The sequence below is a fragment of the Breznakibacter xylanolyticus genome (genome assembly GCF_003254275.1).
GTDB classification, from domain to species: domain Bacteria; phylum Bacteroidota; class Bacteroidia; order Bacteroidales; family Marinilabiliaceae; genus Breznakibacter; species Breznakibacter xylanolyticus.
Genome location: NZ_QKZK01000026.1, coordinates 22,452 through 43,357 on the forward strand (window position 1 = coordinate 22,452; position 20,906 = coordinate 43,357).

The 20,906-nt window shown below is 46.7% G+C and carries 15 protein-coding genes; 10 read left to right on the plus strand and 5 right to left on the minus strand.

Going from position 1 to position 20,906, the window contains the following annotated elements; translation table 11 throughout:
- The first annotated feature begins 207 nt into the window (after positions 1–207).
- The 10 genes from LX69_RS13150 to LX69_RS13195 all read left to right on the plus strand — a co-directional run bounded on the left by LX69_RS13150 (position 208) and on the right by LX69_RS13195 (position 16,476).
- A complete protein-coding gene (locus tag LX69_RS13150) occupies positions 208–1,251 on the plus strand; it encodes a BF3164 family lipoprotein (RefSeq protein WP_111446519.1) in 1,044 nt (347 codons plus the stop codon).
- A 1-nt stretch (position 1,252) separates the two neighbouring features.
- Complete coding sequence (locus LX69_RS13155) at positions 1,253–1,816, plus strand: hypothetical protein (RefSeq protein WP_111446520.1); 564 nt, start codon at positions 1,253–1,255, stop codon at positions 1,814–1,816.
- Positions 1,817–2,359: 543 nt separating this feature from the next.
- Positions 2,360–5,551: an efflux RND transporter permease subunit gene (locus tag LX69_RS13160; RefSeq protein ID WP_111446521.1), complete on the plus strand. Its 3,192-nt coding sequence runs from the start codon at positions 2,360–2,362 to the stop codon at positions 5,549–5,551.
- Between the two features lie 60 nt (positions 5,552–5,611).
- Positions 5,612–8,692, plus strand: a complete 3,081-nt coding sequence (locus LX69_RS13165) for an efflux RND transporter permease subunit (RefSeq protein ID WP_111446522.1) — start codon at positions 5,612–5,614, stop codon at positions 8,690–8,692.
- A gap of 254 nt (positions 8,693–8,946) precedes the next feature.
- On the plus strand, positions 8,947–10,476 hold the full coding sequence (locus LX69_RS13170) for a TolC family protein (protein WP_111446523.1): 1,530 nt from the start codon (positions 8,947–8,949) through the stop codon (positions 10,474–10,476).
- Positions 10,477–10,566: 90 nt separating this feature from the next.
- Positions 10,567–11,718, plus strand: coding sequence for a signal peptidase I (gene lepB / locus LX69_RS13175; RefSeq protein WP_111446524.1), 1,152 nt, complete (start codon positions 10,567–10,569; stop codon positions 11,716–11,718).
- A 23-nt stretch (positions 11,719–11,741) separates the two neighbouring features.
- Positions 11,742–14,381: an alpha/beta hydrolase-fold protein gene (locus tag LX69_RS13180; RefSeq protein WP_111446525.1), complete on the plus strand. Its 2,640-nt coding sequence runs from the start codon at positions 11,742–11,744 to the stop codon at positions 14,379–14,381.
- A gap of 105 nt (positions 14,382–14,486) precedes the next feature.
- The gene (locus LX69_RS13185; protein WP_111446526.1) at positions 14,487–15,185 is read left to right on the plus strand and encodes a MotA/TolQ/ExbB proton channel family protein; all 699 of its coding nucleotides are present in this window, start codon (positions 14,487–14,489) and stop codon (positions 15,183–15,185) included.
- Positions 15,186–15,188: 3 nt separating this feature from the next.
- Positions 15,189–15,578 (plus strand): ExbD/TolR family protein, encoded by a 390-nt coding sequence (locus LX69_RS13190; protein WP_111446527.1) that lies wholly within the window; start codon positions 15,189–15,191, stop codon positions 15,576–15,578.
- 1 nt (position 15,579) lies between these two features.
- The gene (locus LX69_RS13195) at positions 15,580–16,476 is read left to right on the plus strand and encodes a cell envelope integrity protein TolA (RefSeq protein WP_111446528.1); all 897 of its coding nucleotides are present in this window, start codon (positions 15,580–15,582) and stop codon (positions 16,474–16,476) included.
- Positions 16,477–16,653: 177 nt separating this feature from the next.
- Here LX69_RS13195 and LX69_RS13200 read toward each other — a convergent pair whose 3' ends face one another.
- From LX69_RS13200 to LX69_RS13220, 5 genes are all read right to left on the minus strand, one after another.
- Positions 16,654–17,487: a hypothetical protein gene (locus LX69_RS13200; protein ID WP_111446529.1), complete on the minus strand. Its 834-nt coding sequence runs from the start codon at positions 17,485–17,487 to the stop codon at positions 16,654–16,656.
- Between the two features lie 558 nt (positions 17,488–18,045).
- Positions 18,046–18,774 carry a hypothetical protein gene (locus LX69_RS13205; RefSeq protein WP_111446530.1) on the minus strand — a complete coding sequence of 243 codons (729 nt, stop codon included), beginning with the start codon at positions 18,772–18,774 and terminating at the stop codon, positions 18,046–18,048.
- Between the two features lie 207 nt (positions 18,775–18,981).
- On the minus strand, positions 18,982–19,572 hold the full coding sequence (locus tag LX69_RS13210) for a hypothetical protein (RefSeq protein ID WP_146260740.1): 591 nt from the start codon (positions 19,570–19,572) through the stop codon (positions 18,982–18,984).
- A 22-nt stretch (positions 19,573–19,594) separates the two neighbouring features.
- The gene (locus LX69_RS13215) at positions 19,595–20,068 is read right to left on the minus strand and encodes an RNA polymerase sigma factor (RefSeq protein WP_170124394.1); all 474 of its coding nucleotides are present in this window, start codon (positions 20,066–20,068) and stop codon (positions 19,595–19,597) included.
- 207 nt (positions 20,069–20,275) lie between these two features.
- A complete protein-coding gene (locus LX69_RS13220) occupies positions 20,276–20,839 on the minus strand; it encodes an NUMOD4 domain-containing protein (protein WP_111446533.1) in 564 nt (187 codons plus the stop codon).
- Positions 20,840–20,906 lie beyond the last annotated feature (67 nt).

The following is a 20,906-nucleotide window of genomic DNA, read 5'->3' on the forward strand; positions in this document are numbered from 1 at the left end:
AATACAATAAACACAACAATATACATAGATCATAATATAACACTATATTAATTAATTATTAATATACCCACTAATTCACCACAATAATCTTAACAAAACGATTAAATAAACTAATTTTTATTTTATTTAATCACCATAAGTAATATAAATTTCTCTAAATAATTCACACAATAAAAACATTCAACAAATAAACATAAGCATTCAACTATGAAATACTTATCATTTGCACTATATCTCCTTACACTTACATCATGTATAAAAACACAAAAACTTGAAATCAATTGCAAATCACAGAAAATAACAGGATTCCCAGAAAGTAAAAAAATTCACTTTTCATCAATATCGACCTATGAATACAGCCAACCCCAATCAATGTACATCAACAATGATAGAATTATACTCATAAACAGCAATGGTCAAAGCGATGGTACCTGGATTAATGTATTAAAAAAGAATGGAGATTTAATCAAAACCCATATAAAATACGGTAAAGGCCCTAATGAAATATTAGATATTTCATCATCTAACATTATTGAAAATAATCTATGCCTATATGACTTTGTTAAAAAAGAGTATTGGTACATTAATATATCACTAGAGGATAGCTTAATAAGTCGTAATTATAAAACAAAAATTGATGGCTTCAAGGCTAAAGCGTTTGATGACGAAATTATTATTGCAAATCAATGCAATACAAGTCACAAACTAAACGCTTATAACATCAATCAAAACAAATACACAAATGGAATAGGTAATTTAAGTGATTTAAGTACAGATCTTCCAAATCAGGTAAAGATGGAATTAATCCCGTCAGAATTTGGACTAAATCACATGAACAATAGAATTGCAATTGCTTATAATTACTTTGATGCATTAGAGATATACTCAATAAAAGGTGATTTAATCAAATCAACAAAAGGCCCTTACTTTCAATATCCTGAATTTAATTTCACAAAACTACCTCAAGGTTATGCAGTTGCAAAAGACCAATCTAGTAAACTTGCTTACGTTAGTATGCATAATACAAATAAATACATCTACTTAACATACTCAGGAAATCCACTATTTCTAAATAATAAATATGGATGGTATGGAGATCACATTCATGTTTATGATTGGGATGGTAATCCCATAGTTGATTATGAACTAAATGAACCTATTGAATCATTTTGCATTGATGAAGAAAATCAACTAATTTATTCGATTTCATTAAAATCAGGAAATCTTATTGTTGGTAAAATAAACAAGTAGAATGAAAAAATTAATAAGCTTATTAATAATCTTACAAATAACAACTTGCTGCAACCTAATTAACAATAAATCAAATCAAGAAAATTCAATATTAGGTGTAAAACTATCATTACCGACAAAAAAACTACCCATAATCAAACAAAACAACTGCCAAGTGGACAGTAGCGAAACAATGCGGTCAGAATTCAAAATTGTATGTGCATTCAATGTTGATTGTTCAATATGCATAGATAAAATGGTTGAATGGTCTAATATTGCCAAAGAAATGGAATATATGAATTTGAAACCAGTATTCTATATAAAAAGTTCAGAAATAGAACGATTTGAATACATATACGAAAACAATCTTAAATGTAATGCATTAGTCTTTAATGACGAAGAACAGCTATTTGAAAAAATAAATTCACAAATAATAAGAAAAAACATAGGTTATTTAATCAATAAAAACAACAAAATTATAGCCTTTAGCACCACAACCGAAAAAGAAAAAACTATAGATCATTTCAAATCTGCAATACGTAAACACATATACATAAACACAAATAAAATGAAATTTAATAAATAAATTTAAATACATAAATATCAAACACACAGGATAAACAAAACATGAAAGCACGAAATCATACAAGATAACAAAGCCCTCTGCTCAAGCGAAATTAAATAGCGTGAAAACTCAAAGATCATAATAACTAAGCAACTACAATACAGAAACAGAGTCAAAGCTTGCCCATGCTACCGCGCGACTGAATCGCGTGATAAATACTTAACCATAAATTCAGTAGTATCAGAGATTATAACTTGGCAAAGGCATTTTATCGAAAGTTGTTTACCAAAAAGTAGCCTCACGATACAATCATGCGGTAGCTATGGGTAACTGGGGCTCACACTACATTTTGTCTGTTCAAAGTCAGGTTTAGTAATTTCACGGCAGTAGGCAGTAATGATTAAGACTTAGCGAGACTATACAGAACCTAATAAATACCAGTAAAAATAAAAGAATACTGATATAAGTGGTTAAAGTTTTATAGTCTATTGATAAAAGGGGCATTATTATAAACTTCTTCGTCTTATGTCTTAATACTCAAATCTTGATACTTTCTTTAAAAGAATGAAAAACTCATTCTCCATCAACATCATCTTCCTTCTCCTCACCCTGGTAGGCATTTTGCTGATACCGCGGCTGCCGGTGCAATTGTTTCCACAAGCACAGGGGGAGTCGCTAAGGGTGACCTTTCAGTGGCGGGGCATGTCGTCACAGACCATCGAGCAGGAAGCCACGTCGCCCATGGAAGGAGCGCTGAGCGCCATGCGCGGGGTGCAAAACATCCGTTCACAATCGTATAAAGACTGGGCCGAGATCACCCTCGAATTCAAGAAAGGCACCGACATGGATGCTGCCCGTTTCGAAGCCGCCTCCATCCTGCGGAGCCTGCATGGCAAGCTGCCACAGGGCGTGGTGTTACCCGTGGTGAATTTGGGATGGGGCGGATCGGGCAACGACACCCGTTTGTTGGTGTACACCATCAACGGCAACGGCTCGGCCTACGACCTACAACAACATGCCAACCGGCATCTGGTGTCGCAAATCACCCATCTGCCAGGCATCAGCAGCGTGAATGTGTGGGGAGCCATGCCACTGCAATGGCAAATCATCTGGCACAAAAACCAGTTGAACGATGCCGGGCTGACCATTAACGACCTGCGCAGCGCCATATCTAATCACTTGACCCGACAGGAATTAGGGTCAGCGGTGGTGAGCCATCACAACCAATCGATGTTGGTCAACCTGGCCTATTCGGGCCACCCGTCCGACACGCTCAACTGGAACAATGTGGTGGTGGCCAACAAGAATGGTCGCATCGTTCGCCTCACCGATGTGGCCACCCCACGGCTTATCGAGGCGGAACCCATATCATACTTCCGGGTCAACGGTCTTAGCACCCTCTATCTGGTGGTCAATGCCGAAAAAGGAGCCAACCAGCTGACCCTGGCCACTGAGGTCAAAGCCATCATTGATGAGCTTCGCTCCGGTTTACCTCCCGGATTTTCGCTCATGGTCAACTACGACGCTTCCAAAGAGATCAGCCACGAAATGACCAAAACCACCTCGCGCGCCTTGTCGGCTCTGGTGATATTGCTGTTGTTTGTGCTGCTCATCAGCCGTAACTGGCGTTATCTGCTGGTGATCAGCCTGAGTTTGATGGCAAATTTAACCATCGCCGTCATTTTTTATTACGCTCTGGGCATCGAGATACAACTATACAGTCTGGCGGGAATCACGGTGTCGTTGGGCATGGTGATTGACAACACCATTGTGATGGCCGATCATTTGCGGCACAAGGGCGACCGCAAGGTATTCATGGCCTTGCTGGCCGCCACGTTAACCACCATGGGCGCCATGGTGGTCATCTTCTTCCTCAAGCAGGAGCAGCGCATGAATCTGGTTGACTTTGCTTTGGTGATGTTGGTCAATCTGGGCGTGTCGCTGGCCGTCTCGTTGTGGTTTGTGCCGGCTCTGATGCATCAGTTGCCCATTAAAGCCGCAACGGGAGCACGACAGTTCAAGCGTAAAAGACGCGTTTACCGATGGTCGCAGCGCAATGTGCGTTTTTTGCAATTTGCCTTCAGGTGGCGATGGGCCTTTGTGGTGGCCATGGTATGGGGTTTTGGCATCCCTGTGTTTTTGCTGCCCGACAAAATTGAACCACCCAAAGAAGGAGACATGAGCAAGGCCGCCGAGTGGTATAACAAAACACTCGGCAACCAGACATTTGTGTCGGATGTGAAGCCCTGGATGAACCGCATATTGGGCGGCAGCTGGTATCTGTTTTCGAGTTACTTTGGACAAAGCGACTTCAATAACGACCCCTCACGCACAGTATTGTACGCCAGGGCACAAATGCCCGAGGGTTCAACACTGGAGCAAATGGATCTGGTAATCCGAAAAATGGAACAATACATTGCACAGTTTAACGAAGTGGAGCTGTTTTCAAGCAACGTCAACAGTGGCACCAATGCCTCTATCGAAATCACCTTTAAAAAGGAGTTTGAGAACGGGGCGTTTCCCTTCGAGCTTAAAAACCGGTTGATTGACAAAGCCAACGAAACCGGCAGCGCCGACTTTAGCATTTATGGCGTGGGGCAAGGATTCAGCAATGCCTATCACGAGGGGATGCAAAACAATAAGATTATTTTAAGGGGATACAACTACGACCGGCTCATGAGCATTGCCGAAACCTTTAAAGACTCGTTGCTGCGCAACCCACGCATCAAAGAGGTGCTGATTCTGTCGGAAAGCTCGTGGATGCAAAAACCGCGTTACGAATATGTGCTGGCCGTTGATGGTCAACGCCTGGCCGAGTCGGGCAGCTCGCCCTATAACCTACACGCCAACCTGATGTGGCAATCACCGTCCGAAGCCTATTCCGGATACGCCAACGACCAACAGGCTGCGGTGTATCTGCGCGAAGCCCAAACGGGAAATACCTCGGTGTGGGAATTGAACAACCACCTGTTGCTATCGAACCGCTCGGCTTTTCGTCTGGCACAAGTGGGTTCGCTCAAGAAACAACGAGCCGGCCTGAGTATCAAAAAAGAGAACCAGGAATACATCCTGACGGTGGCTTATGATTTCATTGGCCCCTACGAACTGAACCGCCGGGTGCGCGAGCGCGATCTCAAAACCCTCAACGACAATCTGTCATTAGGTTTCTCGGCGCGAGACGGCAGTAATTTCTGGGGCTGGAACCAAAAAGAAGAGAGCCAGTACTGGCTGTTGCTCATCGTGTTGGGAGTGGTGTACTTCATCTGCGCCATCTTGTTGAATTCGCTCATCAAGCCTCTGGCTGTCATTGCCGCCATCCCGTTATCGTTCATCGGCATTTTTCTGTCTTTTTCGTTGTTGAAAATTCAATTCGATCAGGGGGGATATGCAGCCATGGTGCTGTTATGCGGCTTAACGGTCAATTCGGCTCTCTACATTGTCAACCATTACAACATCATACTCGACAAAGGGCGCATCCAATTGCCCTTACGTGCCTTTGTCAAAGCTTACAATCACAAAATTGTGCCCATCCTGCTCACTATCACCTCCACCATCCTGGGCATGCTCCCCTTTATTTACGATGGCACATCAGCCGGTATCTGGTACACACTGGCTATTGGTGCAGGAGGGGGACTGTTGTTTTCCATTCCTGCCGTGGCTTTGTGGATGCCGTTGATTATGATTGGGAGAGGAAAAGTGCCTGAGTGCCAAAGGAAAAAAGTGCCAAAGCAAGAAAGTAACAAAGTGCCTGAGTAAAAATAACAAACCGTTCAACCATAGACAAGTAACCTGAAACCCGAAACAAAAAAACAAAAAATGGTCAAATATCTTCTTTCGCGCCCCATCGCTGTCATCATGGCCTTTGTAGCCATTGTGCTGTTGGGCATTGTGGCATCGGGGTTGTTGCCGGTATCAATGTTGCCGGCGCTCGATGTTCCTGAAATAACGGTGCAGGTGGTGCGACCGGGCGAGTCGGTGAGGCAAATTGAGCAAGGCATTGTGGAGACCATGCGCTACCAACTGTTGCAGGTGCCCCACCTCGAAAAGCTCACCAGCGAGTGCAAGGATGGCAAAGCCACCATCCGGCTGCGGTTTGGGTACAAAACGGATGTCAATTACGCGTTTATCGACGTCAACGAAAAAGTGGATGCTGCCATGCGTTCGCTACCTGCCGACATGCAACGTCCGGCCATCATCAAGGCGTCGGCTTCGGACCTGCCGGTGTTTTACATCAACATCAGCAGCAAGGAGGGCGACGATAAATTTATTGAGTTGTGTGACCTCACCCGCGCGGTGCTCATCAAACGGTTGGAGCAGTTGCCCGAAGTGGCCATGGTGGACATCACCGGGCAGGTGGAACCGGAGCTGCACATCGAACCCAACGAACCGTTGTTGCAATCGCTGGGCATTACCCACAACGACATCTCCCGCGTTTTAGAAGAGAACAATGTGTCGTTGGGCTCGCTCGAAGTGGTGGATGGCCAGTATCATTATAACATACGAATTGCCAATACATTGCAAACGGTTGACGATGTCCGTGCCATTCACATGAATGTGAACGGCAGGTTGTTGACATTGGGCGAGTTGGCAAAAATTGAGATGCGTCCCCAACCCCGAAGCGGCATGTTTGTGGCCAATGGTCAACAGGCGCTGACATTGGCCGTCATCAAACAGTCGGATGCCCGCATGGACGACATCCGGGAAAATGTCAACAACCTGATCAACAACTTCAAATGGGAATATCCCACGGTGCAGGTTGAAATAGCCCGCGACCAAACTGAGTTGCTCGATTATTCGATATCGAACCTGAAACAGGATTTGATTTACGGGGGCTTGATGGCCTTTTTGATTCTGTTTTTCTTTTTAAAAGATGCCCGTTCGCCCTGGTTGATCGGGATATCTGTGCCAACCGCGCTGGTGGTGAGTTTTTTGTTGTTTTACCTTTGTGGTATCTCTATTAACATCATTTCGTTGTCGGGGTTGATATTGGGGGTGGGGATGATGATTGACAACTCGATTATCGTAATTGACAACATCATCCAATACATGGAGCGGGGCGAAAAGTTGACGCAGGCCTGCATCCGGGGCACTACCGATGTGATTTCGCCACTTATCTCGTCGTTGTTATCCACCTGCGCCGTGTTTGTGCCGTTGGTGTTTTTGAGCGGTATATCGGGAGCTTTGTTTTACGATCAGGCCGTGTCGGTGGCCATCGGACTAACGGCATCGTTGCTAGTGTCGATCACCCTCACGCCGTTGCTGTTCCACTTATGGTGGGGGCGACAGAAAACAGATCAACCCAATCGGGAGGGTAAAATGTCGCTTTTTCTGAAAAAGATCGATCTGTTTAAAACCGAACATCTTTACGAAAAGGGGTTCGATTTTACATTTAAGCATCGCCGGGTAATGATGGTATTGTTTCCTGCGCTCCTCATACCTGCAGCCATTCTGGTGGTGATGCTGCCCAAACAACGATTTCCCGATTTTGAGCAAACCGAGCTGATCATGAATGTTGATTGGAACGAGAAAATCAACCTCATGGAGAATCAACAGCGAATGGCTCTGCTCCATCAGGCATCAGAAGGGAACGTTACCGAAAGCAGCTGTTTTATTGGCACTCAGCAATTTTTGTTTCACAAGGATTTAGATCTGACCTTGTCGGAAGCGTCACTGTATTTAAAATCTCGAAACAGCACTGAGTTGTCTCCGATAAAGGAAAAGCTGGCAAATCAAATCCAATCACGCTGGCCCGGGGCGGTGGTCACGTTTCATGCCCCAGTGACCGTGTTCGAAAAAGTGTTTGGCGAAGATGAACCCCTGTTGGTGGCACGCATCAGCGATAACAAAAGCAAAGGGGTACCATCGGGTGAGCAGATGGGCAATATCATACAATCCATTAACCGACATGTAGACGGAAGTTTGAACGCACCGCCCATGGAGTCATATCTCGAAATTAGGGCGTTGCCCGAGATGATGGCTTTGTATCAGGTGAATCAGACCACCTTGGTAGAACATTTAAAAACTGCCCTTAACGCGCGACGCATTGGCGTGCTGCATACAGGCGCACAATATGTGCCCATGATGATTGGCTTGCCGGCCTCATCGTTGAACACCATTTTGGCCGAGCTCAAAATCCCCAACAAACAAAACAAATCGATCCCGGTATCGGCCATCACCACCACCCGTTTTATTGAGGATTACAAGTACTTGTACGGCAGCAATCAGGGATCCTATGTGCCGGTGGCCATCGATGCCATTTCGCAACCTGTGGAGCAGATTACCATGGCCATTGGTAAGGAGTTGAAAGAAAAATTCAATGTGGATACCCAATTTACAGGCAGTTATTTTTCGAACCGTCAACTGATGAAAGAATTGACCATTATCCTGCTCATTTCGTTGGCCATGCTCTATTTCATTCTGGCAGCACAATTCGAGTCGCTCACCCAGCCTCTGATACTGCTCATCGAAATCCCCATAGACATCGCCGGGGCGCTCATCATGTTGTGGTTGTTTGGAAACAGCATCAACATCATGTCCATGATTGGCATTGTGGTGATGAGCGGGATTGTGGTCAACGACTCCATCCTGAAAATCGACACCATCAACCGGCTCCGCAAAGAGGGCATGCCACTGATGGAAGCCATTCACACCGGAGGCAAGCGCCGGCTCAAACCCATCATCATGACCAGTTTAACCACTATTCTTGCCCTTTTGCCGGTGTTGCTGGGCGGTGGCATGGGCAACGAACTGCAACAACCTCTGGCGCTCACCCTCATTGGCAGTATGGTGTTGGGAACCATTGTGAGTTTATTCTTTATCCCGTTGTGTTACTATTATTTGTATCGAAAAGTGGAGGGGAGGAGTGTAAAAGTGCAGGAGTGCAAAAATGAAAAATGATATTAACAACACAGTAAATAAATATCCATATGAACACCATTATATTTTAAACATCAAAAGAGATTCTAAAACTCTGTGAATCTCTGCGTCTTATCTGTGGTTCTCTGTGTCACACATTGTTTCACAGAGCAAAAACAAGAAGACACTGAGAGCCACAGAGCAGACTGGGCATTTTATGGATATCCATAAATCAACCAAATACGAATTACCCCAAAAGTCTCCCTTCTGGGGATTAGGGGGCATACTATAAATACATGAAAAAAATCACATCATCCATCATCACCCTAAGCCTTTTGGCCACTTTGGCGTGGGGACAACCGGCAGCAATCAAACTGAGCTTGAAGGAGGCGTTGGAGCTGGCACAAAAACAATCGTTGCAAAGCTTTTTAAACAAGCACAATTACATGGCGCAATACTGGTCGTTTAAGAGTTTCCGTGCCGACTACCTGCCATCGGTGAGCCTTACCACCACGCCCATATCGTATGCCAACTCGGCCAATTTGCGATACAACTCGGCCACGCGTCAGGATGAATATATCCGAACCGAAAACCTCTCGTCGTATCTCTCGATGAACGTGTCGCAAAAGGTGGCTCTCACCGGCGGAACCGTTTATGTGGAATCGGCGCTGAACCGGATTGAAAACTTTGGGTCGCCCAACTACATTCAGTTCGCATCCAACCCCTATCTCATTGGATACCGACAGGAGCTGTTTGGCTACAACGCCATGAAATGGGAACGACTGATTGCACCCATGCAATTTGAAAAGTCGAAAAAAGAGTTTGTAGAAGCCACCGAAACGGTCAACATCCAAGCCACCCAATTATTTTTTCAACTGGTGAGAGCAGAGGCTGCCGTTGACATTGCCCAGACCAACCGAACCAATACCACCCGCCTGTTGGATGTGGCCACCAAACGATTTGAGTTGGGGACGGTAAGTCGCGAAGAGTTGCTGGATTTGCGCCTGACCAACAACAATGCCGAAATATCCCTGCGCGAAGCGTTGATGAACCTGAGATCGGCACGGGAAGATCTGCTCAATTATCTCATGCTGCCCGTTGAGGCGCTGCTGACCACCGACATCCCCAACGTGCTGGGGTCTGATTCCATCAATACCGCTCTGGCTCTCAACAAAGCACTGGCCAACAACCCGCTGCCGGTTGGCCTGGAACAAAACCTGCTCGAAAGCCGGCGCGACGTGGCTCAAACGCGCAGTGCACAACGCTTTCAGGCAAACATGAACCTGTCGTACGGCATCAATAAAACCAACGGCAACGTCTCGTTCGATCCCCAACAGGGGACTTATGTGCCTACCAACGGCCAGCTTAACAAGGTGTACCAACCCGATTTTGATTCATATCAACAGGTGGCCGTCACCATCAGCATTCCCATCTTGGATTGGGGCAAGGGAAAAGGGAAAATCGAAATGGCACGTTCACGTCAACAGGTTGCTGAAATATCGGCACACAAAACCCGTCAGCAATTTGAGCAAAATGTCATCACCCGATCGGTCATCTTCAACCTCCAAAAGGACAAAGTGGCTTTTGCCGCTGTGTCGGACACCCTGGCACAAAGCAGCTACGAGCTCACCATGACCCGCTTCAACAACGGGAAAACAGATGTGCTCAAGCTCAACGCAGCACAACAAGCCAAGGACAATGCCCGATTGCAATACCTCAACACGCTGGCCGAGTACTGGAATCAATACTACATGATCCGAAAACTCACCCTCTACGACTTCGAAAACAACAAAGACATTGAGCTGAATGACTATTTGAATCAATAGCATGCGCATCCGGTGTGAAAACCACATTGCGCCTCCAATGCACCAACGCCAATCGAACCACCCATCAAACCACCTATCAAACCTCAGCACATGACCCACAAACGACTCATCGGACACATCACTCTTGCCATCATCATCTTCTATACAGCCATCACGGCGTTGCACTGGCTGATGATCATCGGCCTGCTTGGATGGATGATCTTCTTCGTGGCCACCTCACGTAACAGCTGGTGTGTTGCCTTCCGACAAACCACCTGGTTGTCGTATCCGGCCTTGTTGTTACTGGTATTTATTGCAGCCATTGGGTTTAAATCGATGTTCTTGTGCCTTTACAAAATCCCCTCATCATCGATGGAGCAAACCATCAAACCCGGCGACATCGTGTGGGTGAACAAAATGGTGTACGGTCCCCGATTGCCAACATCGCCCTACGACATTCCCTGGGTGAATGTGCTGTTTTGGCTGGCTAACCGTCACGACTCCGCCAAAACGCAAATCACATGGCCCTATCGGCGACTCAAAGGATTCAGCAAAATGAAGGTGGGCGACATTTTTGTGTTTGAACATCCCGATTTGGGCGAGAACTTTATCAAACGTTGCATGGGCGCCCCCGGCGACACGTTGCAACTGATCGATGCCCGTGTGTTTATCAATCACAAGCCCGTTGCAAATCCGCCCCGGGCACAGTTTTATTCGAGAATTGAGATGGACACGACCGTTCGCACGCCTAACCCATCATTAACAAAAATGCTAAAAAAAGAGTGGATGAATTTTCAACCCCATCAACACTGCTATGCCGGCATCATGCTCACCGAAAACCAACGCGATCAGCTCCGGCAGCATCCGCAGGTCAGCCGCGTGAGCTTCGAAACCCGCAGCGCCGACACCATTTGGTTGGTGTATCCTTTTATCAGGGAGCTGAATTGGGACATCGACAATTATGGGCCGGTCGTCATTCCATGCAACGGACTCCGGATGAAACTCGATGCCATCACCTTCGCGCTCTATCAATCCATCATCCGAAAATATGAGGGTCATGATTTTTACACCAAAGACAATCTCTATTATCTGGATGGCCAACCCATCACCCACTATGAATTCAGCCACGATTACTGTTTTGCCATGGGCGACAATCGCCACGACAGCAACGATTCGCGGTACTTTGGGTTTGTACCCATGAAGCTGGTGGTTGGCAAAGCCACCGCCACGGTTTATTCACCCAATTCAGAAGACATCCAATAACGATATCACTCCCCCTTTTCGACATGAACAAACTTCTCCTCATCCTGTGCCTGACCACCATCATTGGCTGCACGAACACCCCTCAATCAGGCCTTCCAGCCATTGAATGCAATAACATCCCCGACAGCGGCGTGGTCATCAACAAACTTCAAATCATTGGCCCGTTTGCGGCCGATGACCGTAATCCATTTCTTCAAACCGACAATTTGCAAACATTGGGGGCGAATGAAACAACATTGACAACAGATGACCTGATACGCATTCATCAAACCCTGAAAACCAGCCCCGACACGGCCATCACCAGCCGTTGGGTCGACACGGGGAACTATCCGGTTGATTTCAACAAACTCTTCAACACCTCCAAAGCCGATGATGCCGGCAACGTGTATTGCGCAGCCATCATCACCAGTAAGCGAAAGAAGAAAGCGCGCCTGCACTTTTCATCGACCATGGGTGAGAAAATTTGGCTCAACCAACAATTGATTTGCGATGTTGATTTTTACAAATACATGACCACCTATGAGCAATACATCCCCATTGAACTGAACAAAGGCGAGAACCTGCTGTTGATGAAAATCAACAAAAAGAAAAAAACCGACTGGGACATGTATGCCCGCATTGAAAATGAATCTCCAACAGCCTTCAAACGGCAGGTGAACTTCTTCAGCAACTTCTCGCTGTTCGACACCCGTACGCTAAAATGGACCGATACGCTCTCCATCAAAAAATTCTTCCTTTCGGAAGATGCACACCTGGTGATAACCGACGCACACAACCAACACGTTTTGTCCGACTCCATCACCAGCGGACAACGATGGGCAGCCGACTTATCGCACCTCCCGGATGGCTATTACAAAGCAGCCGTGACCCTGCATTACCATAGTATGGAACATGATTTTTACAAAGGCGATGCCATCGACTCCATCGCCAAAATTATTGCCCAACTGCAATCCATGCCCATGAGCGACAACACCCGAAACCAACTGGACGCATTGGTGTTTCGATATCATCACCTGCAAAAAAACTCATGGTTTGGCGACCATAAATACGTGACCCTTTTCGCCCAATTCAGCCACATCCTCAAGCATGTTCAACAAGGCCGGGATCCCTTTCATCACACCCCGGGATTATTCATCCGGGCGTACCGCTCGCCCATCGACAACAGCCTGCAATACTACATCTTACACGTCCCCCAATGTTATCAAAAAGAAAAACCGCTGCCCCTGATGACCATCATGCCGGTAGCTGTGGGCAACATGCCTTATCTCGAGAGTTTCAGGGTGGCCAACATCAACCTCACCAAACGATTTGAAGCTTTGGCCAATGCACATGAGATGATGGTGGTGGAATTCGGCTCACGACGCACCTCGCACCCCAACCACAACACCATTGAAGAAGTCGAGTGGAACAACATACTCAGGGATATTCAAAAAGATTATCACATCGACACCACCCGACTGTACCTGAGCGGCGCCTGCGTTGGCGGCAACGATGCCCTAAACATGGCAGCCAAATACCCCGGCCAATTTGCAGCCATCGGCACCGTTTCACCTGAAATCAACTTTGCATCCGATGCTGACAATCCCTGGGTGGCACGTCACCAAACCGCTTCGATGCTCGCCAACACGTGCAACACCCCCATCCTCAACATTCATTGCAGTTACGACAGGCATGTACCCGTGACCGTGAGCCGAAACCTCAATACATTGGCACAAAGCCTGAAGCTCAATCTATTTACCTATCGGGAAATCAATTCAGAATACGTGATGTATTATGCGGATGAATATTTTGACGATTTATTCCGTTTCTGCTTATCGAACCGCTCAAACCCCTCCCCTGCCGACATTGACTTCTCCTCACCGCATTCCCTTTACAAGAAAGCATACTGGCTCACCCTCACCGACAGGCATCCCTCAAAATGGGCACACATTCATGCCCAAGTCAACCAGAACACCATCGACATCACCCACGAAAACGTCAATGGCTACACCCTCGACCTTAAACACCTGCCCCATCGCAAGGGTCAACCCATCACCCTCACCGATAACGGCCGGGTTCGCTTTCGGGGCATCCCATCGAGCGACTCCCTACACATCCAAACCAATCCGCTCTCGCAACGACATTCATCCTACATTGCCGGCTCTATACCACTGGCACAGGTGTTATCTTCGCCCTTTATCATCGTGAAAGGGACCACGGGCTCTCCAAAAGACCACCAAACCATCAATGCACTGGCCGACACCCTCAACCAACACTGGCACAACAGATATTTCACCCATTGCCGCATCAAAAACGACTCCGAAATCACCCCCGACGACCTGAAAACATTTCACCTCATCGCGTTAGGAAATCACCAAAGCAATGCCCTCATCAAACGATGCAGCGCACAATTACCCTTGCAAATCACCGAGGACGCCATCACCATCAACGGCCAACGCATCGCCGGGCAACAGCTCAACTTTTACATGGTGTGCCCCAACCCGCTCAACCCACAACGCCACCTGGCCATCATCGGCTACAACAATCCCCTCAATGCCACAACGGGGCGCGAAACCTCTGCCCCATTCGACATCTCGAACTACGGCTGGTACGATTACAAAATCTGGCAAGCCAATGCCCCATTCAATGCGGAGCTGGCGGGGTATTTTGGTGGCATGCGATAAATCAATGTTTTCAACACGACACACAACATCGCCCCAACCATCCCGTTATTATTTTTAGTAATTTAGCCGCAAAGTTCCATCTTAACAAATACAAGCAACACCCGTATGAACCTGTTATTATTTGCCCAGGCCGCTCTGAGCGAAACGGCCACTTTAGCTGATGCCGCCCCCCAACCCGTGAAAGAACTCAACTACCTTGAGCTGGCCATGAAAGGCGGCTGGATCATGGTGCCCCTTTTGCTGCTGTCGATGGCGGCGGTTTACATTTTCGTAGAACGCTTTATGGCACTGCGAAAAGCAGCCAACGAAGATGCCAACTTCATGAATCGAATCAAGGATTATATTCACGACGGTAAAATTGAGTCGGCCGTCAACCTGTGCCAATCGGCCAACACCCCCCTTGCTCGAATGATCGAGAAAGGCATCAGCCGCCTTGGACGCCCGCTAAACGATGTAAACACGGCCATCGAAAACGCCGGAAACCTGGAAATTACCCAACTTGAAAAAGGACTTCCTGTTTTGGCCTCAGTGGCCGGTGGTGCCCCCATGATTGGCTTTTTGGGAACGGTGATCGGGATGATTCAATCGTTCTTTCAAATGAGCAATGCAGGAAACAACATCGAGGTAAGCTCACTGGCCGGTGGCATTTACACCGCACTGGTCACCACCGTGGCCGGTCTCATGGTGGGCATTGTGGCTTATTTTGCCTATAACCTGTTAGTGACCAAAGTCGAAAAAGTGGTTTTCAACCTCGAAGCTCGCACCATGGAATTCATGGACATCCTAAACGAACCAGTGAAATAACTTATGGCCTTCCGTAAACGAAATAAAATCAGTGCCGAATTCAGCATGTCGTCCATGACCGACTTGGTGTTCCTGTTGCTCATCTTCTTCATGCTAACTTCAACCATGGTGCACCCCAACGCCCTCAAGCTGTTGCTGCCCCAAAGCCAAAACCAGACGGCAGCCAAACCGCTGACCACCGTTTCCATCACCAAAGACTTGCGCTATTTCATCGAAACCAAACAGGTCAGCTTCGAAGAGATAGAGCCCTCCCTGCAACAAAAACTTGGTGAAAGTCCCGACATCTACATCTCACTGCACGTGGATGAATCCGTGTCGATGAAAGAAGTGGTGAAGGTGATGAACATCGCCAAAGAAAATAAATACAAACTCATACTTGCCACACGTCCCTGATATGATGCAGCCTGATTACAGAAAATATGGCGCCATTGGTACGATTCTGTTTCACGGGGTCATCCTGCTGTTACTCATTGTTTGGGGCATGACTTCGATCCCTCAGGAAGAAGAAGGTCTGTTGGTAAACTTTGGCGACAGCCCTGCCGGTCAGGGGCTCGAAGAGCCTCAGCAGTCGGAACCCCAAACAGCACCGGAACCGATAGAGGAAGTCACGCCGCCGCCTCCGGCACGCGCCACCCCGCCAACATCACCAACCGTGAAAGAAAGCGTCAACACGCAGGACTTTGAAGAAGCAGCGGCTTTGCGCGAAGAAAAGAAAAAGAAAGCAGAAAAGGAACGTCAGGAAAAAGAGCGTCTGAAACAGGAAGCCATCGAAGCCCAACGCATTAAAGATGCCGAAGCCAAGAAAATTGCTGAAGCGAAGGAGGCAGAACGCAAGAAACAGGCCGAATTGGCTCGACAGGCTGCCGAAGCAAAGAACCGTGTCAACAACGCTTTTGCGGGCAAAGGCACCGGCAGCTCCACTTCCGAGGGTGTGACCTCGGGAAGCGGCAACCAGGGCTCTCTCACCGGCGACCCCAATTCACAAAATCGCACAGGTACCGGTTCGGGCAGCAAAGGCTCGGGTTTCAGTCTTGCAGGACGTTCGCTCGTAGGCACACTACCCAAACCATCATACACCATCCAGGAAGAGGGCATTGTGGTAATTGAGATTTCTGTCGATCGCAACGGCTTGGTGACCAATGCCACTCCCATCCTACGCGGCACTACCACGCAAAACTCTACCCTGTGGCGCGTGGCGACCGAAGCGGCTCGCAAAGCCAAGTTCAACGCCGACCCTAATGCCGCCACCGTACAAAAAGGAACCATCACCTACCATTTCGTTTTGGATTGATACAAAACTTACGACTGAAAGAGTCCGTCATTAACGCAATGAGGCGCAAAGATGCTGTCGTTTCCCATCTGGATGACAGTTGCTTTGCGCCTCATTATTTATCTCAATCGTAAGAGGAATCAGACCTTTAGCATAGAACTCTATCCCTGTACTGATTCAATCACCGCCAATAAAAACCTAAAATCCAAACACATACCCCACCGACATCATCAAATACAAAGATGCCGGATAACTGACCAGTTCATCACGGGTAAAGGGGAAATTAGCCACCCCACTCACCTCAACATCAAAATTTCCCAATGACACTTCCAGCGGAATGATCACCTGAGTGTTCATTAGTCCATATAACTCATCATACACCAACTGACCATCACGAGTCACATTTACCCACTCTTTCCCAACAAATGCAGACACTTCAGGAACCATGAACAGCGCATTTTGCGCACCAAAACCGGCAAGTTTCAATCGAGAATACAAGGCACCATAAAAGCCCAGTTTCTGTTCATCACCAAACAGATAATTCACACCGCCACGAGCGCCAAACCATCCCTTGCGATAGGATAGGCCCACATTGATGTTATTCTGATACAGAGACTCATCAGCCACCACCTCATCGTGATAAAGATAACGGCTATAAGAGAAACGATAAGCAACCCGCTTGGAATCAGAAAAATACCCACCATAGCCAACTGACAACGACGTTGAACTGTATGCAGGAGTAAGGCCATCGTACCAAGCACCGGAGGCACCGGCAAAGAGACCACAAGCGCCATAATAATAGGCGTACCACGATTGATTCATCATACCATCTCCCACTTCGCGGCCGGCATAAAACGTGCGGTTGCTATATGCAGTTCCAAGATAAACAAAATCGTAACGTTCAGCATCCTGCCCATCAAGCAAATCGATGTCATCATAAATCAAATCACTCAAGAGCGAATCCAAACGATCCACCTGCGCATGTAACGTCAAACTAACGAAACACAATGCAATCCACAACAACTTTTTCATCTGTTTTAAAAAGTATTAAGATATGAGTATCAAGACACGAGACAATGAATTTAATTAGTCATGCCCCAATGTGTTTCCGATTGGAATCATGGGTGTTTCAGACGTTTACAATTTAGCCACCTCATCCCCCGCCGAGTTTTCAATACACACAGAGTCATAATAAACGCAGAGGCGCGAAGGCGCTGAGTTGGTTTGAATATGTAGATTGCGTTTAAATATGAAAGCAGATAACTCAGCATTTAATCATCTTCCTCAACTTAACGAACTAAGAACTGACACTGAGTTGCAGTAAGAGAAGATGAGAACCAAAGAGGAGAAGAAACCGCAGTGAAACTCAATAAAAGAAGTCATATAGTAACAACTTGAGAATTCCGATCCATTGATTATTTAAACATTATCTAGCACACCCCCATTGGGATGATGATGGCAGAACTCGCTCTAATTAATCCATCGGGGCAGACTGGACGAACGATTCATCTTCATTCAAAATACAAAACAGTCCGGGCACTGACATTGGCACCCGGACGTTTTCATATGAATCATCTCCTTTACGAGAATTTATTTACCTTGACCGGAACCACCTTGACCGCTGCCCCCTTGGTTGCCACTACCGTCACCGGCACCACCGGAAGCTTTTCCTTTTTCAACGCCCTTGCGGATTTGCTCACGCTGCTGTTCCTGGTTACCGCTACCGCTGTTATCGCGAAGCTGCTCACGTACTTGTGATTTCTGTTGAACTTTAGTCCCATTACCCTCCGAAACACGTTCCTGCACCTGTTCTTTCAACATGCTGCGTTGTTCGTCAGACAATGAATTCATAAAAGCTGCTTTTCGTTCCTCACGATTCATCGTTTGATTTTCGAGAATCTCGATTTGCGCTTCAGAGAGAGAAGCTCTGAATTTCTCACGATTTTGTTCATTCACCATATTTTGAATCATCGAACGATTCTGCGCGTCGCCCTGATTCTGAATCGCCTGACCACTCTTTTGGCCGGCACGTGTCTGAGTTTGAGACTTCAAACCTTCACCATTCTGCTGACGCGTTTGAGTTTGTTCGCCAGCCTGCACCTTGGCTTGTTTTTGAGCTTTCATCGCTTGCTTCTTCTCAGCCCTTGTCTGCTTTTGAGTTTTCACCCCGGCTTTTTCAGCTTCCTGTTTAGCCTCACCGGCTTCAATGCGAGTTTGTTCCTGTGTTTGGGTTTGAGTTTGGGTTTGAACCTCCTGACCGAATAAAACGGCACTCATTAACATCATTCCCGCTGCAATTTGAAATTTCACTGTTTTCATGGCTTAAAATTTTATTGTTTAACAATCATCTCTTTTGTTGTTTTAACTATATTCCGAAGATCTTTAAAGATACCCTACCATTTTTGTAAGAACAATCATCATTTAACATTCTCCCCTCTGAGCCGTCATTCTCGATAGTTCTTGTTTGATAATAATACCGCACAACATGAAATAGCCCCTACCTGAATTTGACTTTTTAACATTCCGTCATCGCCCCTTCTGATTATTGTCGGCTCCCTGACGTTGTTGAGACCTGCCCTGCTTATCGTCACTAACTGACTTTTTGGTATCTTCGGCGGCACCTTGTCGAACCTGTTCTTTCACCTGCTCTCGGGTCGATTCGCGCACGGGAGTGGCAACTTCCGAACGTTTAGGTTCCGATAAAGATTCACGCTGTCGTTCCCGGTTCTGTTGCTCTAAAAGTTCACGCTGAGCGGGACTCAACGACTCAAGAAAAGCCTTGCGCCGTTGCTCACGACTTTGGGTCGCATCCTCCAATAACTTAACCTGCTCGGGACGAAGAGATGCTTTAAAGGCATCCTCACTTTTTGCGGATGGAGATTTCACCGGAGCCTCCTCCACTTGAGGCGCGTTGTCGTTGGGTTTATTCGATGCATCCTCCATCAACTGATTCATCAACCGTTCATCCATCGGCGCATTGGATGCGGGTGAAATCTCCTTAGTCCCTTCGGGCTCAGGAGTTATGACCTCACGCACCATACGATTGTTTTCTTGTTGAGGCGTCAGTGGTACAAAATCAGATTGCTTTTGTGTGGGAATAATAACAGGAGTTTCCACAACCTGCGATGCATCATCAATCTCATTTTCTTGAATAGGTCAATGCCAAATTCATTCGTTTCTCAACCGCCTTCACACTCAATTGAAGACGCTGGGCTATTTCATGGTATTTGAGTCCATCCATGCGCGAGAGCAAAAAGACAGTCCGCTGATGATCATTCATCTCCTTCAATGCTTTTTCGTATCGTGCCGACATTTCGGCCTGCTCATGAGCCGATTCAGGCGTGAGATGATCAGGCTCATACACCAGTTGATTCACATAACTGCGCTCAACCTGTTGCCGCCGATAACGACTCACAAACAGATCTCCGGCCATCTTATACAACAAACTCGCCTCCCGTCCCGGTTCCAAAGCCATTTGCTTTTCCCAAACACGCAAAAAAACATCCTGCGCCAAATCGGTAGCCCCTTCTTCATCGGCTCCCCGATAAAAAAGATAGCGACGGATGGCATCAAAATACCTGTCATACAAACTCTTAAACTCTTGCTTTGTCACAATTATGTATCTGATAAAATTCCATCCTCACAATTTATCTATCTATCCGCTCGAAATCAACCTTACCCTACCGATAGCGACAAAAAAAATCAACACACAACCCAACACACTGACTGACTACGCAATACAAAACACAACTCACCTCAATTCAAGAAACTAAAAAAGGGAAGCATTTGCTTCCCTTCCCGAATGACATTTCATAACCAATTAAATAGCCCTGGTCGCTTCAACATCCGACCAATTTTCGTTTCGCTTGATACGCGTCACCTGCATCTCACTGATGCAAAACAAACGTGCAATAACAGTTTGTTTGACGCCTTTTTCAAGCAGTCCTTTGAGAACACTCACATCCTCGGGACGTAATTTGGAACTGGTCACCATTTTACCGGCCTTTCGACGAGCATCTTGTAAAGCCAGATGCATCCGTCGGTAACTGTCCTCACGGGTTGCCCACTGGAGGTTCGACACATGGTTGTTTTGCTTGTTCCAATCCAAGTGAATAACCACGGTTTCATCCTCACTGGTACGCGGGATAAAGTACTCAGCCGTTAATTTATGCACCAAAAAAGAACGTTTTTTGCCATCGACACGCACACTGATGTTGTAAAAACCCTTGATTTTACCGAGTTTAACCAATCGACCGCGACGCTTGTCATAACAAAAACTCCTCACTCGCCCATAATTACTGATTTCGTACTTTTTGTCGGTAAAGGTGAGTTCCTTCCACTCTTCGTCTTCGATTTTTTTGAGTTTTCGCTTTGTAGGATTCATTTAGGTTGGGTTTAGGGTTACACATTCATTCGTTTAATTGAAATAACGGTTTGCTGAATGGTTCAGC

Coding starts and splice junctions, on each gene's coding strand:
- lepB (WP_111446524.1), top strand. CDS start 10,567: ATGACCCACAAACGACTCATCGGACACATCACTCTTGCCATCATCATC.
- LX69_RS13155 (WP_111446520.1), top strand. CDS start 1,253: ATGAAAAAATTAATAAGCTTATTAATAATCTTACAAATAACAACTTGC.
- LX69_RS13190 (WP_111446527.1), top strand. CDS start 15,189: ATGGCCTTCCGTAAACGAAATAAAATCAGTGCCGAATTCAGCATGTCG.
- LX69_RS13205 (WP_111446530.1), bottom strand. CDS start 18,774: ATGAAAACAGTGAAATTTCAAATTGCAGCGGGAATGATGTTAATGAGT.
- LX69_RS13180 (WP_111446525.1), top strand. CDS start 11,742: ATGAACAAACTTCTCCTCATCCTGTGCCTGACCACCATCATTGGCTGC.
- LX69_RS13185 (WP_111446526.1), top strand. CDS start 14,487: ATGAACCTGTTATTATTTGCCCAGGCCGCTCTGAGCGAAACGGCCACT.
- LX69_RS13200 (WP_111446529.1), bottom strand. CDS start 17,487: ATGAAAAAGTTGTTGTGGATTGCATTGTGTTTCGTTAGTTTGACGTTA.
- LX69_RS13160 (WP_111446521.1), top strand. CDS start 2,360: ATGAAAAACTCATTCTCCATCAACATCATCTTCCTTCTCCTCACCCTG.
- LX69_RS13220 (WP_111446533.1), bottom strand. CDS start 20,839: ATGAATCCTACAAAGCGAAAACTCAAAAAAATCGAAGACGAAGAGTGG.
- LX69_RS13165 (WP_111446522.1), top strand. CDS start 5,612: ATGGTCAAATATCTTCTTTCGCGCCCCATCGCTGTCATCATGGCCTTT.
- LX69_RS13195 (WP_111446528.1), top strand. CDS start 15,580: ATGATGCAGCCTGATTACAGAAAATATGGCGCCATTGGTACGATTCTG.
- LX69_RS13170 (WP_111446523.1), top strand. CDS start 8,947: ATGAAAAAAATCACATCATCCATCATCACCCTAAGCCTTTTGGCCACT.
- LX69_RS13150 (WP_111446519.1), top strand. CDS start 208: ATGAAATACTTATCATTTGCACTATATCTCCTTACACTTACATCATGT.